Genomic DNA, 16,967 nt, shown 5'->3' with positions numbered 1-16,967 from the left:
GAGTACCTGGCGCATCACAACACCAAACCCAAGCCGTTCATCTGGACCAGAAGCGCCCGCGACATCCTGCAGAAGGTGATCCGCGCCAATCAGCGCTTAAGTTCCAAACAGAATGGAACACTACACTAGCATGCCGCGCATGACTTCAGAAACAACTCCCAAACCCCAACGCCGCGCGCTGGTGACTGGCGGCAGCGGCGACCTGGGCGGGGCGATCTGCACCGCGCTGGCGGCAGGCGGTTTCCAGGTGATCGTCCACGCCAACCGCGGCATCGACCGTGCCGAACGGGTGGTGCAGCAGATCATCCAGGCCGGCGGCAGCGCGCAGGCCATCGCCTTCGACGTGGTTGACCAGGCCGCCAGCGCCGCAGGCATCGCCGCGCTGCTGGAAGGCGGCCCGGTGCAGGTGGTGGTCAACAACGCCGGCATCCACGACGATGCGCCGATGGCGGGCATGACCGCCCGGCAATGGCATCGGGTGATCGACGTGTCGCTGCATGGTTTTTTCAACGTCACCCAGCCGCTGTTGCTGCCGATGGCGCGCACGCGCTGGGGCCGGGTGGTGTGCGTGTCCTCGGTGGCGGCGGTCACCGGCAATCGCGGGCAGACCAACTACGCGGCGGCCAAGTCGGCCCTGCACGGGGCAACCAGGTCGCTGGCGCGCGAGATGGCCAGCCGCGGCATCACCGCAAATGTCGTGGCGCCGGGCGTGATCGAAGGGGCGATGATCGGCGCGCAATTCCCGCCGGAGGTGCTCAAGCAACTGGTGCCCGCCGCCCGCGCCGGCAAGCCGGAGGAAGTCGCCGCGCTGGTGGCGTTCCTGTGCAGCGATGCGGCCGGCTACATCAATGGCCAGGTGATCGGGGTCAACGGGGGGATGGGCTGAACGCCTGGGCGTCGCCCATACGGCAACGGGCGTCCGCTATGCCGCGTCGGCGTACCACGCCGGATCCAGCGATTCCTCGCCTGCTGCCAGGCCGGCCAGCAATGGCTGCAGGCCATGGTCGTCGATGTCGGGGTGACGCAGCCGGGCACGGGTGAGGATCTCCCCGGCCAGCCATTCCATGCGCGCCACGTTGGCCTGCAGGCGGGCGTTGAGCGCGTCGGTGTCCAGGGGGTCGTTGAGCGCGCGATTCATTTCATGGAACCAGCCGATCACGCGCTGGTCGAGCATCCGGCCATCGGTTAATCCCGGCGGTGCGGCACGGTTGCGCCGGCCCCAGTCGGCCAGCAGCGCCTGCAGGCCCAGGTTGAGCGCGCGTCCGCGCAGCAGCAGCGGACGCAGCCGGCCCAGCAGCGGGATATCGGTCAGGCGCCCGGCGAAGAACAGCGGCGCCAGCAACGCCCAGTAGTAGGTGTAGTCCCAGATCACCTTGACCGGCATCACCTGGGCATCGCCGAACAGCGGGTACTGGCCCTGGTAGAGGGTCAGGGTGTTCTCGTAGAAGCTCTGGTACAGCTGGTCGAAGATGCTGGCGTAGGGGGCGAAGTTGCCGCCGGCGCGGTCGCGCGCGATCAGCTCGGCCACGTAGGTGTTGGAAATGGCGATGAAATCGCTGCCCGGCGAGTAGAACGGATCCAGGAACACCCCGGCCTCGCCGGTCAGCGCCCAGCGGTCGCCGGAAAACACCTGCTTGCAGCCATAGGAGAAGTGCTTGAGGAACAGGAAGTCGCGCAGGGTGTGCTCGCGCCTTTCCAGCGCGGTGGCCACCCGCGGCTGGTGTTCGCGCAGCCAGGCCATGGCCTTGTCGTGGGTGTTCATGGTGTCCAGCGGATGGATGTCCGCATCGCAGACGATGCCCAGCGAGTGCGCGCCGGAGGACAGCGGGATCAGCCAGAACCAGTAGCCCGGCCCGCACATGTGGTTGGTCGAACGCCAGCGCTCCGGTGGCGTGCAGCGCGCCAGCCAGGCCGGATCATCGGACCAGTCGTTGGGATCGACCAGGCCGTCCACCCGCCACCACACCGCATTGGCGTTGTGGTCGTTGGCCTGGGCCAGGCCGAGCTTGCGCTTGAGCAGGCCGGCGCGGCCGCTGGCATCGACCACCCAGCGCGCACTCAGCTGCGCGGCCTCACCGCTGCGCTGGTAACGCACCGCGTGGTCGTCCTGGCCGCCGGCCAGGTCCACGCCCCGCACACTGGCGCCATCGATGAAATCCACGCCCAGCGCACGCGCCTGTTGGCCCAGGAAATTCTCGAAGCGGCCGCGATCGATCTGCCATGACGGCGTCGGCAGCAGCTGGCTCACGCCCAGCTCGGTGCACTGGTCGATGTGCTGCTGGCCCTCGGAGAAGAAGAAGCGGAAGCCGAACTTGCGGATCTGTTCGCGCTCCAGATGGCCGCGCAGGCCCAGCACCTCGGCGAAGTAGTGCGCGCCGATCTCCACGGTCGATTCGCCGACCTTGAAGGCGGCCTCGCGCACCGGATGGGCGCGGCGCTCGATCACGCTCACCGCGAGCTGCCGGTCCTGGCGCTTGAGCTGCAGGGCCAGGGTCAGACCGGCCAGGCCACCGCCCAGGATCGCCACATCGGTACGAGCGCTCATCGAGCATCCATTGCGGTCAAGAGGTGGCCGGCACGGTAGCAAATTCGCCGTCCGGGTCGTAGATCACCGGCCGATGCCGGCGGGTGCTCCTGTACTGGCCCAGCACGTGGCCGTAGGACAGGATCTGGGCGGCCACATGCACGGTGATGCTGGCCAGGTCTCGGACCAGGCGGAAATGGCTCTTGCGGAACTGGCCGCCTTCAAGATGCAGGTAGCGTGTTTCCACCGGCACCGACACCAGGCGCGCGTTGGCCCGACGCGCGGCGCTGATCAGGATCTGCGCCTCGAACACGAAGCCTTCGCCGGCCACATCGGGCAGGGTGAACACGCTGCGCGGATAGAAGCGCTGGCCGCTTTGGGTATCGACCATGCGGAAGCCGCAGGCCCAGGCGATGCCCCAGTCGCCAAAATCGTTGCCGATCCGGCGGATGGTCGGCTGGCTGGCGCGCTTGCGCAGGCGTGCGCCGTTGACCACCCAGCCCGGATAGGCATTGGCCGCCTGCAGCAGGCGCGGCAGGTCGCCGGCCTTGTGCTGGCCGTCGCCATCCATGGTCAGCACGCCCTGGACGCCCATGCGCGCGGCCTGGGCAAACCCGCTGCGCAGGGCGGCGCCCTTGCCCCTGCGCTGCCGATGGCGGATCAGCGTGATCGGCAGGTCGGCGATGCACGCGCTGGTGCCATCGTCGGAGCCGTCATCGACCACGATCACGTGCGGACACACTGCCAGCGCGTCGGTGACCACTTCGCGGATGCGCAGCCTTTCATTCAGCGCCGGGATCAGCACCGCCACGTCCTGCATGGTCAGCGCGGTCAACGCCCGATCTCCACCTGCAGCTGCGCGCCGTTGCCGGCATCGAGATGGCAGTGCGTCGCGCCGTTGGCCAGCGCGTCGAACAGCGGCAGCATCGGCGCCATCGCGTTGCCGGCGGCGTGGTGTTCCAGCCGGCCGGCCGGGGCGCGGGCATGGCCGTCGGTGCCCAGGGTGGCCCGCAGCAGCGGGCCATCGCCTTGGTGGGTCAGTACCAGCGCGCCGCCGAGCAGGCCCTGGCTGTGCGACACCCGCCCCAGCGGCCCGCTCGACTGGCTGTCGTAGCCGACCAGCAGCAGCGCCTCGGTGCCGGTGGCCAGCTGGGTCAGGGCTTCCAGCAACCCTTGCGCAAAGCTGCCGTGGAAGGCGCTCAGCGCGGTGGCCGGCGCGTGGGTCTGGGCGCCGATGGTCCAGTAGCCGGCCGCCGCGTTGTGCACCGAGTTGTGGAAGCGGATCGGCGAGAGCCCGGCCGGATCCTCGGCCAGCTGCCGGCACATGTAGTCGGTGATGGCCAGGTCGCCATGGGTGGAGGTGAACACCGACGGCAGCGTGCCCGGATCGCGCTGGGCGTCGGCGCACGCGGCCAGCGCCACTTCCAGCGCGACGGCCACCGTCTCCGGCGCGCGGCGGCGCTCGTTGGGCGCCAGCAGCTGTGGCGAAGGCCTGCCGGGGGCATCGGCCGGCAGCGCGCCGCCTTGCGCGTAGGCCTGTGCAGCGCTCCAGCTAGGCAAACCGCGGCACCAGAATCCGATCCCCGCGATGCGCGCGGTCAGGGTGGGTGAGCTCATGGGCGGGCAAACACCAGCGCGCAGTTGTTGCCGCCGAAGCCGAAGGAATTGTTCATCGCGTAGTGCAGCGCGCGCCGCTCGGGCGCCAGGCGGATCTGCGGACCGCAGACCGGGTCGGGAATGGTGGCATTGAGTGTGCCTGGCAGATGCCCGGTGTCCAGTGCAATCAGGGCGAACACCGATTCGACGATCCCGGCCGCGCCCAGCGTGTGTCCGGTCCAGGCCTTGGTCGAGGCCGCATGCAGCGCCTCGGGAAACAGCGCCGCCACGGCGATCGCCTCGACCGCGTCGTTGGCCGGGGTCGAGGTGCCGTGCAGGTTCAGATAATCCAGCTGCGCCGCCTCGATCCCGGCGCGGGCCAGCGCATCGCGCATGGCCAGCTGCGCGCCCAGGCCTTGCGGATGCGGGGCGGACATGTGGTGGGCGTCGCTGGATTCGCCATAGCCGCGCAGCTGCAGGGGGTCGGTCCCGGTGGCCCGTTCGAGCAGGGCAAAGCCGCCGGCTTCACCCAGCGAGAGCCCATCGCGGCTGGCATCGAACGGCTTGCACTTGTCCCTGGACACCAGCTGCAGCGCGTTGAAGCCGTACAGCACGCTGCCGCACAAGGTATCCACGCCGCCCACCAGCGCCGCATCGACCACGCCGGCCTGGATCAGGCGCGCGGCCTGGGCGAACACCTTGGCGCTGGACGAACAGGCCGTGGCCACGGTCACGCACGGCCCGGCCAGGCCGGTGGCGTGCTGGACGAAATCGCCGATCGAGTGGGGGGTGTGCACGATCGGGCGCTGCAGGTCGTCGGGGAAGCGCTCGCCGCCGGCATCGCGGTCCAGGCGCGTGTAGGCTTCCTCGCTGGCGCCGATGCTGGAGGTCGAGGTGCCCATCACCACCGCCACGCGCGCCGCGCCGTAACGCGCAGCCGCGGCACCAACCGCATCCAGCAGACCGTCCTGCTGCAGCGCCAGCCAGGCCAGGCGGTTGTTGCGGCAGTCCCACCGGGCCAGTTGCGGCGGCAGCTGCACCTCTTCCACGCCCTCGACCCGGCCGATCCAGCAGTCCAGGCGCGGGGCCGGTCCAAAGTCATTGGGACGCAGTCCGCTGCGGCGCTGGTCCAGCGCCTCGGCCTGGGCCAGGCGGCCGGCGCCCAATGCGGTGGTGGCGGTGTAGGCGGTGATCGCCAGCGGCGTCATGCGAGGCGGTGACGGCATCAGAACCGATGTATCAGCAGATGGCGGGCGAGTATAGCCAGTGCCCGTGAGCGCGCGCTGGGTCCGCCGCTGAACGTGACAGGTGCCAGGCGGTCTTCCGCGCGTGCGTCGGTTCCCCCCCTGCGGCATTTCCCGCACAATCGCCAAACTTCCTTCAGAACCCTTCCGCACGCAGCTGATGCATGCGTTCATCTACAAGAGCCTGCGCAAGGCAGAGACTTACGTGTACCTGGTGGCCCGCGATGATTTTGCGCGGCTGCCGCCGCCGTTGCGCGCGCAGCTGGGGACGCTGGTATTCGTGCTGGAAGTGACCCTCACCCCCGAGCGCAAGCTGGCGCGCGAGGACGTGGCGGTGGTGCGGCGCAACCTGGCCACCCAGGGGTTCCATCTCCAGTTTCCGCCCACCCAGCTGGATCCCTTGCCCGATGCCTGAGCACGCGCGTCGGCCGGTGCCTGCGGCATGGGGCGCGTTGGGGGTGGGCCTGGCGCTGGCGGCGCTGACCTGGTTCGGCGGCGGGGTCGCAGCGGCCGGCGCCGTGCTGGCCCAGCCGGCGCTGGCGCTGGCGGTGTCCTGGCAGGCGCGCACGCGCGCGCCGGCGCGGCGGGATTTTTTCAGGCGTGACCTGGCCGCACTGCTGGCGGTGTGGGCGCTGGGCTTTGTGGTGGTCGCCGCGCTGCTGGCCTGGCCGTTGCAGGCCGTGCGCGCCAGCGGCAGCCTGGGCGCGGCGCTGGGCCTGAGCGCGGCGGCCGGCACCTGCCTGATCGGGCTGTGGCGGACCTGGCCGTTGTGGCAGCGGGTGGAAGCCGAAGGCGGCGGCCTGGCCCAGCAGTGGCGGGCGATGGCCGGGCGCGATCCCGGCGACTGGCACGGTTTGGCCGTGGCCGCGGTGGTGGCGGTGGTGATTGGCTTGGGCCTGAGCCTGGCCTGGCCGGCGCTGTGGCCCGACACCCTGCGCGGCGCGGCGACCCTCGGCTATGTGCTCGCGCTGCCGCTGCTGCACTGGGGCCTGCAGCGGACCCCGCGTGCCGGTGGCCTGCCAGTGCTGGAAATGCCCGCGCGGCCGAGCGCGCCGAAGGTCGCGCCGACGCCCGCGCCCGCACCGGTCCCTGCCCCGACACCCGAACCCCTGCGCGCCACGCCGGCTGCCGGGCCGGCGCAGGACCCGGCCCTGTACGAGGCGGCCCGCAGCGGCCGGGTCGAACGCGCCCTGGAGTTGATCGGAGCCGGCGCCAATCCGCGTGCGCTGCCGCCGGCCGGGGCCCGTGACCAGCGCAGCCTGGCGGTGCTGGCCGCGGTGCTGCCCGACCTGCGCCTGCTGCGTCTGCTGATCGCCAAGGGGATCGACCTCAACCAGGCCCACGCCGGCATGACGCCACTGCTGGCCGCCACCCGCGACAGCTGGCACGGCCGCCCCGATGCGGTCACCACGCTGCTGACCAACGGCGCCGATCCGCGCCAGGCCGACCACGACGGCAATACCCCCTTGCACCACGCCGCGCGCAGTTCCGATCCCGGCGTGGCCGCGCTGCTGCGCGATGCGGCGGCCGACCTGGATGCCCGCAACGCCGAGGGCCTCACCCCGCTGGGCATCGCCTGCATGGCCGGCAACTGGCGCCTGGCCAGGTTCCTGCTGGAGCGCGGCGCCAAGGCCGAGCCGGCCGGCGCCCAGCCGGTGCTGCTGGCCGCGGCCGGCACCGAGGAGGACGATGCCGCGGGGGTGCAGCTGCTGCTCAGGCACAAGGCCAGGATCGACACCCGCGGCGCACACGGCCGCAGCGCCCTGCACGAAGCCGCGCGCGCCGGCCATGCCGAGATCCTGGCTGCGCTGCTGGGCGCCGGTGCCCCGGTCGAGGCCCGCGACCAGGCCGGCATCACGCCATGGCTGGATGTGGTCCGCAGCGGCAATGTCGCTGCGGTGGAGGTGCTGGCCGCGGCTGGCGCCGACCTGCACGCGCGCGATGCACAAGGCCGCAACGCGATCCTGCTGGCTTGCAGTGGCGAACAGGTCTGCCTGCCCCTGGTCAAGCGCCTGCTCGAACTGGGCCTGGACCCGGACCAGCCCGGCGCCGATGGCCGGCGCGCGGTCGAGCTCGCCGCCGCCGCCGGGCGTTGGGCACTGGTCTCGCTGCTGGATCCGGGCTACCTGCTGCCCAGTGCGGCCTCCAGCCTGGACAGCCAGCAGCCACCGCCGGACCAGGCCCCGCTGGGGCTGCTGCGCGAGGCGCTCGGGCGCGGCCAGGACCAGGGCCTGGCCGACCTGGCGCGGCTGTGTTCGCCGGCCGAGCTGGGCAGCCTCCTGCATGCCCCGGCCCTGTCCACCGCGCCGCGCGCGCTGGCCTGGCTGCTGCGCCACGACGCACTGGGCGAAGTCCGTGATGTGCACGGCGACGTGCCGCTGCTGGCCAGCCTGGCGCGCGGCCCGTCGGCACTGCCGGCCACGCGGGTGCTGCTCGATGCCGGCCTGGCCCCGGCTGGCGGCGCTGGCCTGGCCCGTTTCCTGGCCGCCTGCGTCCAGGCCCAGGCGCGCGCCGATCGCGCCGCCCAGGCGCTGGCCCTGGAACTGCTGGCGCGCGGCGCCGATCCCTTCGCCGCCACGGCCGCTGGCGACCGGCCACTCTCGCTGGCCGTGCGCCTGGACTGGAGCGCGCTGGTCGAGGCGCTGCTGGCGCTGGGCGTGGACCGCGAGGCCCGCGACGCGCGCGGCATGTCCGCCCTGCACCTGGCCACCGCGCTGGGCAACCTACCGATGGTGCGGCGCCTGATCGCCGGCGGCGCATCGCCCGATGCCCGTGCTGCCGATGGCCAGACCCCGCTCGGGGTGGCCCTGTCCAGCGGCCGCCGCGATCTGGCCGACTGGCTGGACTGGCGCGGCTGGGCCCTGCCGCAGCGGCCGCTGCGCGCCGGCGACCTGCCGCTGGCGGCGATCGCCGGCGACGTCGATGCCGTGCGCCGCCTGCTGGAACTGGGGTTCGCGGTCGATTCGCTCGACCCCCAGGGCTGCAGCGCGCTGCTGCGCGCGGCCGGTGGCGGCCACCTGGCGGTGGTCGACCTGCTGCTGGCGCGCGGCGCCGATCCGCAGTGCGCCGCGCGCACCGGGGCCACGCCGCTGTCGGCGGCGGTGAGCATGCGCCAGAGCGCCATCGTCAACGCCCTGCTGCAGGCTGGCGCCGACATCGAATACCGCCTGCCCGGCCAGGTCAGCGTGCTGATGCTCGGCGCCGCGCTGGGCCTGCCGGACATCGTCGCGCGCCTGCTCAGCGCCGGGGCCAACGTGCATGCGGTCGATGCCCAGGGCCTGACGGCGCTGCACTGCGCCGGGCTGTTCGGCTTCATCGCCGGCGACCGCGCGCGCCTGTTGGCGCTGCTGGACACCTTGCTGCTGGCCGGGGCCGAGCCCGACGCCGCCATGCCCGGCACGGTCACCCCGCTGCTGCTGTTGCTGGGCGCGCGCGCCGAGCCGGGCACGCGCTGCGACGAGGAGGTGATCCTGGCCGGCCTGGACCGCCTGCTGGACGAAGACATCGCCCTGGATGCGCGCGATCCGCGCGGCTTCGGCCCACTGCACCTGGCTGCGCTGCACGGCCTGCTGCGGGTGGTCCAGCGGCTGCTGCGCGCCGGCGCCGACCCGGACCTGCGCGACGCGCTCAACCGCAGCCCGCGCGAGATCGCGATCATGCGCGGCTTCGTCGATGTCGCCGGCGAACTGGCCCCCAGCGTCCTGCCCGGCCGCGGCGCGCCGATCGCCCGCTACCTGCGCGAACCGCGCTGACCGTTGACCCTCTGCGCGCACCCTGCACGAGCCCTGGCCATGTCCGACCGCGATGACCCCGACGCCCCGCTGACCTGGGCCGAATTCGAACGCGTGCAACTGGTGGCCGGCACGATCCTGCGGGTCGAGCCGTTTGCGCAGGCACGCAAGCCGGCCTACCAGGTCTGGGCCGATTTCGGCCCGTACGGCCAGCGCAAGACCAGCGCCCAGATCACCGAGCTCTACACCCCCGAGGATCTGGTGGGCAGGCAGATCGTGGCGGTCATCAACTTCCCGGAAAAACAGATCGGCCCGTTCCGCTCGCAGTTCCTGCTGACCGGTGCCTACACCGACGCCGGGGTGGTGCTGACCACGCTGGAACGACCGGTGCCCAACGGCGCGCGCCTGGGCTGAAGCGCGTGCGATTGCCGGCGCGGCCCAGCCCGGCCGGTCGTCGCGCCGTCACCTGAGCCGGTCGCAGGTGAGACAAGGCGGCCCGCGCCGCAGCGGATGCGCAGGCCACACGGGGTCACGATGGCCTCACAGGCGGCTCGGCCGACAGGCCGTCGCGGACGATGCCGTCGTCGCCGGAGATATCGGCGGCAAAGAGCCTCTCCAGGTCACGGCGTGCATCGCGGGTGCTCTGCAGCAGGGCTGCCTCGTCGTCATAGATCAGGTATTGCTCGCGCAAGAGTTTTTCGTCGTGCGCGCGGAACTGCCTGGCGTGCGCTGCAGCGGTGTCCGGGGCGATCCCCAGCGCGGTCAATGTCCGCTCGCCCATCTCCAGGCTGGAGCCGAAGGTCTCGCGGAACGGCTCGGCGCCCAGGTCCATCAGGCGCCAGGCATGCTGGCGGTTGCGCGCACGCGAGAGCACCGTGGCGGTGGGATACATGCGCCGGATCAGGCGCGTGGCCTTGATGTTGGTATCCGGATCATCGATGGCCACCACGAACACCTTGCAGTGCTGCGCCCCGGCCGCGCGCAGCAGCTCCGGGCGGGTGGGATCGCCATAGAACAGCCGCGCGTTGCCGAACCGGCGCAGGGCGTCCACCGTCTCCGGGCTGTGTTCCAGGGCCACGAACGGCAGCCGCTGTGCGGTCAGCAGGCGCGCCACGATCTGGCCGAAGCGGCCCATGCCGGCGATCAGCACCTGCGGCTGCTGGTCGTCGACCTCGTCGAAGGCGCGGGTCTGCGCGGCCGCCGGTGCATGGTCCAGCCAGCGGCCGGCGGCGATCAGCAACAGCGGCGTGGCCGCCATCGACAGGCCCACCATCGCCACCAGCCGGTCATGGTGCCTGATGCTGAGCAGGTCGGCCTGCTGGGCCTGGTTGAACACCACGAAGGCGAATTCGCCGCCCAGCCACAGCACCCCGCCCAGCTTCAGCGCCGAACGCCAGCTCATCTTCTGCTGCCAGCGTCCCAGTGCGACCAGTACGCCCATCTTGACCAGCAGCAGTGCCACCACCCCGGCGGCGATGATCTGCGGCTCGGCGCGGATCCGGTCCAGGTCGATGCTCATGCCCACCGAGATGAAGAACAGGCCCAGCAGCAGGCTCTTGAACGGCTCGATCTGTGATTCCAGCTCGTGGCGGAATTCCGAATCGGACAGCAGCACCCCGGCCAGGAATGCGCCCAGCCCGGCGCTCAGCCCGGCCAGCTGCAGGAACCACGCGCTTCCCAGCACCACCAGCAGCGCGGCGGCGGTGAACACCTCGGGCATGGCGGTGCGGGCCACCGCGCGGAACAGATGGTGCAACAGCAGCCGTCCACCCACGACCACGACCACGATCGCGCCCACGGCGTGCAGGGCCGCCGGCCAGGTCAGGGTCTGGTTCTTGGCCCCGCCCAGCAGCGGGATCGCCGCCAGCAGCGGGATCGCCGCCAGGTCCTGAAACAGCAGCACCGCAAAGCCGGCACGCCCGTAGTCGCTGGTCAGTTCCTTGCGCTCGGACAGCAGCTGCAGGCTGACCGCGGTGGAGGACAGCGCCAGGCCCATGCCCACCACCAGCGCGGTCCTCCAGGGCAGGCCCAGGCCCAGGCAGATCCCGCCCAGCAGCACGGTGCTCAGCAGCACCTGCAGCCCACCGGTGCCGAACACCGGCTTGCGCATCACCTTCAGGCGTGCCGGCGAGAGCTCCAGCCCGATCACGAACAGCAGCATCACCACGCCCACTTCCGACGCGTTGAGGATCCGCCCGGTATCGCGCACCAGGCCCAGGCCGTCGGGCCCCAGCACCGCCCCGGCCACCAGATAGGCCAGCACCGCGCCCAGCCCGAAGCGCTTGAACACCGGCACCGCGAGCACGCCGGCCAACAGGAACACCAGGGCAATTTCCAGACCGCCGCCGTGCATCGGACACTCCTCAGCCAGGCCGCATTATGCGGCCTCGGGCAAGCCAGGCCCGGCAGCGTGCTCGATCGAGGTCATCAGCGCACAAGCGCCGGTCGTGCTGAACCCGCATGACACCAAGCAAGAAGCTCCGCCATGAAAAACACCCCGGAGGTTGGATGGGCGTCCAACTTCCGGGGTGCAGTCCAGATTGCGGGGCTTGCCGGGTTTGCTGCAGAAAGCGGCTGCAGGCTTTACCGCTTCATCGAACTGAAGAACTCGTCGTTGGACTTGGTGTTCTTCATCTTGTCCAGCATGAACTCCATCGCGGCGATCTCGTCCATCGGGTGCAGCAGCTTGCGCAGGATCCAGATCTTCTGCAGCAGCTCCGGCTCGATCAGCAGGTCCTCGCGGCGGGTACCCGAGCGGTTGATGTCGATGGCCGGGTAGACGCGCTTTTCGGCGATGCGGCGGTTCAGGTGCACTTCGGAGTTGCCGGTGCCCTTGAACTCCTCGTAGATCACCTCGTCCATCTTGCTGCCGGTCTCCACCAGCGCGGTGGCGATGATGGTCAGGCTTCCACCTTCCTCGACGTTGCGCGCAGCGCCAAAGAAGCGCTTGGGACGATGCAGGGCGTTGGCATCCACGCCGCCGGTCAGGACCTTGCCCGAGGACGGCACCACGTTGTTGTAGGCGCGGGCCAGGCGGGTGATCGAGTCGAGCAGGATCACCACGTCCTTCTTGTGCTCGACCAGGCGCTTGGCGCGCTCGATCACCATCTCGGCGACCTGCACGTGGCGCGCGGCCGGTTCGTCGAAGGTCGAGCTGATGACCTCGCCGCGCACGGTGCGCTGCATCTCGGTCACTTCTTCCGGACGCTCGTCGATCAGCAGCACGATCATGTGCACGTCGGGATGATTGGTGGTGATGGCGGTGGCCACCTGCTGCATCAGCATGGTCTTGCCGGCCTTGGGCGGGGACACGATCAGCGCGCGCTGACCCTTGCCCTGCGGCGCCATCAGGTCGAGGATGCGCCCGGAAATGTCCTCCGAGGAGCCATTGCCGCGCTCGAGCGTGAAGCGCTTGCGCGGGAACAGCGGGGTCAGGTTCTCGAACAGGACCTTGCCCTTGCTGGCCTCGATCGGCTCACCGTTGATGGTGTCCACGATCGACAGGGCGAAGTAGCGCTCGCCGTCCTTGGGGAAGCGGATGCGGCCGGAGAGGTGATCGCCGGTGCGCAGGTTGAAGCGGCGGATCTGGCTGGGCGAGATGTAGGTGTCGTCCGGGCCGGCCAGATAGCTGGCCTCGGCCGCGCGCAGGAAGCCAAAGCCGTCGGGCAGGATCTCCAGCACGCCGTCGGCGGCGACGCCTTCGCCATGGCGGGTCAGCACCTTGAGCAGGGCGAAGATCACGTCCTGCTTGCGGGCCCGGGCCACGCCTTCCTGGATCTGCAGCTGGTCGGCGATGTCCAGCAGCTTGAAGGCCGGCATGCGCTTGAGGTCGCTCAGCGAATACTGCGGGAAGCCTTCGGGCACCTGCGGATGCGGGCGCGGGACGAAGTTCTCGTTGGCGCCGTCGGCCGGAAAGCCGTCGCCGTTGCCGCCAAATCGCTCGCCGCGGTTGCCGCCGCCACTACCGCCGCCGCCGCCACCACCGCGCTCACGGTCGCGGCGATTGCGGAAGCGCTCGCGGCGGTTGTTGTTCGGGTTCTGGCCCTGGCCCTGCGGCTGGCCGTTGTGCTGCTGCAGGCGCGGGTTGCTGCCTTCCTGGTTGCCGCCGCCAGGTTGCTGCGGCGGGTTGCCGTGGCCGGCCGGGCCGTTGTCGTTGCCGGCGTCATTGCGCGGCGCCTCCTGGCGCGGCGGCTGCGCTGCGGGCGGAGAGGGGGCCGGGGGCGGGGCTGCGGCCGGGGCAGGCGCAGGCGCTGCGGGCGCGAAGCTTTCCGCTGCCGGCTTGGGCGCACGCGGTGTGGCGGGAGTGGAGTCGAGGGCCAGGTTGGCCTGCGGCGCGCCGGCATCGCCCTTGGCGGTGGCGGTCTTGGCGACGCGCGGCTTGCGCACGCGCTTCTCGGCGATTGCGGCGCCGGTTTCGTTACTGTCGGACAAAGTGCGATTCCTCACTGAGAGGTTGCGAGCGGCCGGCGACTCAAAGGGGCGGGCGGCTGGAGTGACTGGGAAGTGGTACTGCAGAAGGGTGCGGCGCGAGATCCCCGCGCGCCGGATGGCACTGACACTATCACTGTGCCGGAGCGGCTTCAAGCGCGCTCCGGCCAGGGGTTGCAACGGATTCAGACACGCCGGCGCGCCGCGCCGGCCTGCCCGGGCGGCGCTTTCAGGCGGCCGCGGCGCCGATGGTCTTGTCGATCAGCTGGGTCAGCTGGCCCTTGCCGACGGCGCCGACCTGGGTCGCCTGGACCTGGCCATCCTTGAACAGCAGCAACAGCGGGATATTGCGCACGTGGTACTTGATGGCGGTGGCGCGGTTCTCGTCCACGTTGAGTTTCACGATCTTCAGGCGCCCGCTGTAGCTGTCGGCCAGCTCGTCCAGGACCGGGGCGATCATCTTGCACGGACCGCACCATTCGGCCCAGAAATCCACCAGGACGGGTTCATCGGACTGCAGGACGGCAGCGTCGAAATCGGCATCGCCGACGTGGGTCACCTTGTCGCTCATCAAAGGTCTCCGGGGGGTTTTTCGCGGTGCGGGGCCGAAGATGGCCGCCGGATGCGGTAAAATGGGGCCTTTCGCGGCCTGATCAAAGCCCTGCATGCAAGGGCGAGGCCACGCCACTCGGCATCGAGTCGCCAGTTTGCGACCGGGTTGCCGGCGATGCAAGCGGACCTCTCCGCCCCTGACCCAGCCAGCCGCCGCCCCATTGCGGTGGCGCAAAGAGAATTCATGAGCGACAAACCCCTCACCGACATCACCTTCGACACCTTCGACCTGCATCCGACGCTGCTGGCCGGCCTGCAAGCGGCAGGGTTCTCCCGCTGCACCCCGATCCAGGCGCTGACCCTGCCGGTGGCCCTGGCCGGGCGCGATGTCGCCGGCCAGGCCCAGACCGGCACCGGCAAGACCCTGGCGTTCCTGGTGGCGGTGATGAACCGCCTGCTGACCCGGCCGGCGCTGGCCGATCGCAAGCCGGAAGACCCGCGTGCGCTGATCATGGCCCCGACCCGCGAGCTGGCCATCCAGATCCACAAGGACGCGATGAAGTTCGGCGACGCCCTGGGGCTGCGCTTTGCGCTGATCTATGGCGGGGTGGACTACGACAGGCAGCGCGAGCTGCTGCAGCAGGGCGTGGATGTGATCATCGCCACCCCGGGCCGCCTGATCGACTACGTCAAGCAGCACAAGGTCGTGTCCCTGCACGCCTGCGAGATCTGCGTGATGGATGAAGCCGACCGCATGTTCGACCTGGGGTTCATCAAGGACATCCGCTTCCTGCTGCGGCGCATGCCCGAGCGCACCACCCGCCAGACCCTGCTGTTCAGCGCCACCTTGAGCCACCGGGTGCTGGAGCTGGCCTACGAGCACATGAACGAGCCGGAAAAGCTGGTCGTGGAAACCGAGACCATCACCGCCGCGCGCGTGCGCCAGCGCCTGTACCTGCCGGCCGACGAGGAGAAGATCCCGCTGCTGATCGGCCTGCTCTCGCGCAGCGAAGGCGCGCGCACGATGGTGTTCGTCAACACCAAGGCCTTCGTCGAGCGGGTGGCCCGGGCGCTGGAGAAGGCCGGCTACCGGGTCGGCGTGCTGTCCGGCGATGTCCCGCAGAAAAAGCGCGAGACCCTGCTCAAGCAGTTCCAGGCCGGCCGGCTCGAGCTGCTGGTGGCCACCGACGTGGCCGCGCGCGGCCTGCACATCGATGGCGTCAGCCACGTCTACAACTTCGACCTGCCGTTCGATGCCGAAGACTACGTGCACCGCATCGGCCGCACCGCGCGCCTGGGCGCCGAGGGCGACGCGATCAGCTTTGCCTGCGAGCGCTATGCGATGAGCCTGCCGGACATCGAGGCCTACATCGAGCAGAAGATCCCGGTCGAACCGGTCACCGCCGAGCTGCTGACCCCGCTGCCGCGTCCCGAACGCGCGCCGCTGGCGCCGGTCGAAGCGGGCGAGGAGACCGAGAGCGTCAGCGCGATCTTCCGCCAGGCGCGCGAGCAGAAGGCCGCCGACGAGGCGCGTCGCGGCGGCGGGCGTTCGTCCGCAGGCGCGGGCGGTGGCCGCAGTGGCCCGCGCGAAGGCAGCCGCAGCGCGGGGCATGCGGGCGAGGCGGCGGGCAGCCGGCCTGCGCGTGCGCCGCGCCGTCCGCGCACTGAACCGGTGGCTGCCTCGGACGCCCCGGCGCCGCCAGTGGCTGATCCGCCGGTCGTCGCCGGCAGCGAACCGATCGCCACACCAGCGCCTGCTGCGGGCGTGGTGGCCGATCCGCAGGCGCCGCAGGGTGACAAGCCGGCGCGCAAGCGTCGTCGTCGTCGCCATGGCCGCCCGCTCGAGGGCGAGGGTGCCACGCCCAAGGTCGCCAGCACCGGCAACGGCCAGGGCGATGCCACCGCGGCCGCGCATCCGCCGCGCGCCGGCGGGGCCGTGCCGCCGAAGGCGCGCCCGGACCAGGCCCCGGCCGCCCATCCCAACGACTCGTTCCTGACCCGCCTGGGCCGCAAGATCAAGTCGCTGGTCGGCGGCTGATCGACCGCCGCGATGGCCGCAGCGAGCCGGTCGCATCGGGCGGCCCGTTTTCGTTGCAGGCGGCGCGCGGTGGGTTGGCCGGGTGCCGGCTGGATGGCGTCGAGGGTGGCCATCGCCGCCCACCGCTCACGAGGCGATAGGCATAATCGCCGCCCATGACCGTCCTGCGCTTCGAAAACGTCAGCAAGCAGTATCCCGGCGGCCACCAGGCCCTGTCCGAGGTGAGCTTCGAGGTGGCCGAAGGCGAGATGCTGTTCGTCACCGGCCACTCCGGCGCCGGCAAGAGCACCCTGCTCAAGCTGGTCCACCTGAGCGAGCGGCCCAGCCGCGGCGCGGTGGTGTTCGGCGGCCGCAACCTGCTCAAGGTGCGCGGCGGCAGGATCGCGCTGCATCGCCGGCATGTCGGCGCGGTCTACCAGGACCACCGCCTGCTCACCGATCGCACCGTGGCCGAAAACGTGGCCCTGCCGCTGATCCTGCGCGGCGAGCGCCGCGGCGAGATCGGCAAGCGCGTGCGCGAGGTGCTGACCCGCCTGGGACTGGGCCATCGCGAGCGCGCGCTGCCCACCCAGCTCTCGGCCGGCGAGCAGCAGCGGGTGGGCATCGCCCGGGCGATCGTGTCCGAGCCGCAGCTGCTGGTGGCCGACGAGCCGACCGGCAACCTGGACCCGACCCTGGCCGCGGAAATCATGTCGCTGTTCGCCTCGATGCCCGAGCGCGGCACCTCGGTGCTGGTGGTCAGCCACGACCTGGCCCTGATCAAGCGCATGCGCAAGCGCGTGCTGATCCTGGACCACGGCCGGCTGATGGACGACATCAACCCCGACGATCTGGCCGAATGACCGTCATGACCT

At 71.0% G+C, this 16,967-nt stretch carries 12 protein-coding genes and 1 pseudogene; 6 read left to right on the top strand and 7 right to left on the bottom strand.

What is annotated here, in order from left to right; translation table 11 throughout:
* Window positions 1-139 precede the first annotated feature (139 nt).
* On the top strand, window positions 140-886 hold the full coding sequence (gene fabG, locus D9R12_RS14855) for a 3-oxoacyl-ACP reductase FabG (RefSeq protein WP_122231577.1): 747 nt from the start codon (window positions 140-142) through the stop codon (window positions 884-886).
* A gap of 36 nt (window positions 887-922) precedes the next feature.
* Here fabG and D9R12_RS14850 read toward each other — a convergent pair whose 3' ends face one another.
* Genes D9R12_RS14850 through D9R12_RS14835 form a run of 4 tightly spaced genes read right to left on the bottom strand, consistent with a single transcriptional unit; the run spans window position 923 to window position 5,328 of the window.
* Window positions 923-2,545, bottom strand: coding sequence for an NAD(P)/FAD-dependent oxidoreductase (locus D9R12_RS14850; RefSeq protein WP_122231569.1), 1,623 nt, complete (start codon window positions 2,543-2,545; stop codon window positions 923-925).
* 16 nt (window positions 2,546-2,561) lie between these two features.
* A complete protein-coding gene (locus D9R12_RS14845) occupies window positions 2,562-3,344 on the bottom strand; it encodes a glycosyltransferase family 2 protein (protein ID WP_122231575.1) in 783 nt (260 codons plus the stop codon).
* An 11-nt stretch (window positions 3,345-3,355) separates the two neighbouring features.
* On the bottom strand, window positions 3,356-4,141 hold the full coding sequence (locus D9R12_RS14840; protein WP_122231567.1) for a beta-ketoacyl synthase chain length factor: 786 nt from the start codon (window positions 4,139-4,141) through the stop codon (window positions 3,356-3,358).
* Complete coding sequence (locus tag D9R12_RS14835; RefSeq protein ID WP_122231565.1) at window positions 4,138-5,328, bottom strand: beta-ketoacyl-[acyl-carrier-protein] synthase family protein; 1,191 nt, start codon at window positions 5,326-5,328, stop codon at window positions 4,138-4,140. The genes D9R12_RS14840 and D9R12_RS14835 overlap by 4 nt, the downstream gene beginning before the upstream one ends.
* A 196-nt stretch (window positions 5,329-5,524) precedes the next feature.
* On the opposite strand from D9R12_RS14835, the gene D9R12_RS14830 reads away from it, so the two are divergent.
* The 3 genes from D9R12_RS14830 to D9R12_RS14820 are packed head-to-tail and all read left to right on the top strand — an operon-like array spanning window position 5,525 to window position 9,509.
* Window positions 5,525-5,779 (top strand): YcgL domain-containing protein, encoded by a 255-nt coding sequence (locus D9R12_RS14830; protein ID WP_122231563.1) that lies wholly within the window; start codon window positions 5,525-5,527, stop codon window positions 5,777-5,779.
* On the top strand, window positions 5,772-9,116 hold the full coding sequence (locus tag D9R12_RS14825) for an ankyrin repeat domain-containing protein (RefSeq protein WP_244672040.1): 3,345 nt from the start codon (window positions 5,772-5,774) through the stop codon (window positions 9,114-9,116). Before D9R12_RS14830 ends, D9R12_RS14825 begins: the two co-directional genes overlap by 8 nt.
* Before the next feature lie 39 nt (window positions 9,117-9,155).
* The gene (locus tag D9R12_RS14820) at window positions 9,156-9,509 is read left to right on the top strand and encodes a tRNA-binding protein (RefSeq protein WP_014162047.1); all 354 of its coding nucleotides are present in this window, start codon (window positions 9,156-9,158) and stop codon (window positions 9,507-9,509) included.
* Window positions 9,510-9,624: 115 nt separating this feature from the next.
* Here D9R12_RS14820 and D9R12_RS14815 read toward each other — a convergent pair whose 3' ends face one another.
* The 3 genes and pseudogenes from D9R12_RS14815 to trxA form a co-directional block, all read right to left on the bottom strand.
* Window positions 9,625-11,448, bottom strand: coding sequence for a monovalent cation:proton antiporter-2 (CPA2) family protein (locus D9R12_RS14815; protein WP_122231559.1), 1,824 nt, complete (start codon window positions 11,446-11,448; stop codon window positions 9,625-9,627).
* Between the two features lie 230 nt (window positions 11,449-11,678).
* A pseudogene (gene rho / locus D9R12_RS14810) lies at window positions 11,679-13,205 on the bottom strand (transcription termination factor Rho); the annotation flags it as partial.
* Between the two features lie 547 nt (window positions 13,206-13,752).
* On the bottom strand, window positions 13,753-14,094 hold the full coding sequence (gene trxA, locus D9R12_RS14805; protein WP_014162044.1) for a thioredoxin TrxA: 342 nt from the start codon (window positions 14,092-14,094) through the stop codon (window positions 13,753-13,755).
* A 225-nt stretch (window positions 14,095-14,319) separates the two neighbouring features.
* On the opposite strand from trxA, the gene rhlB reads away from it, so the two are divergent.
* Both rhlB and ftsE read left to right on the top strand, forming a co-directional pair.
* Complete coding sequence (gene rhlB, locus D9R12_RS14800) at window positions 14,320-16,113, top strand: ATP-dependent RNA helicase RhlB (protein ID WP_122231555.1); 1,794 nt, start codon at window positions 14,320-14,322, stop codon at window positions 16,111-16,113.
* A gap of 155 nt (window positions 16,114-16,268) precedes the next feature.
* Complete coding sequence (gene ftsE, locus D9R12_RS14795; RefSeq protein ID WP_014162042.1) at window positions 16,269-16,955, top strand: cell division ATP-binding protein FtsE; 687 nt, start codon at window positions 16,269-16,271, stop codon at window positions 16,953-16,955.
* Window positions 16,956-16,967: the final 12 nt, after the last annotated feature.

This window comes from Pseudoxanthomonas spadix (genome assembly GCF_003703395.1).
In the GTDB taxonomy this organism is placed as follows: domain Bacteria; phylum Pseudomonadota; class Gammaproteobacteria; order Xanthomonadales; family Xanthomonadaceae; genus Pseudoxanthomonas_A; species Pseudoxanthomonas_A spadix.
This window is presented reverse-complemented; position numbering and strand designations above follow the sequence as displayed.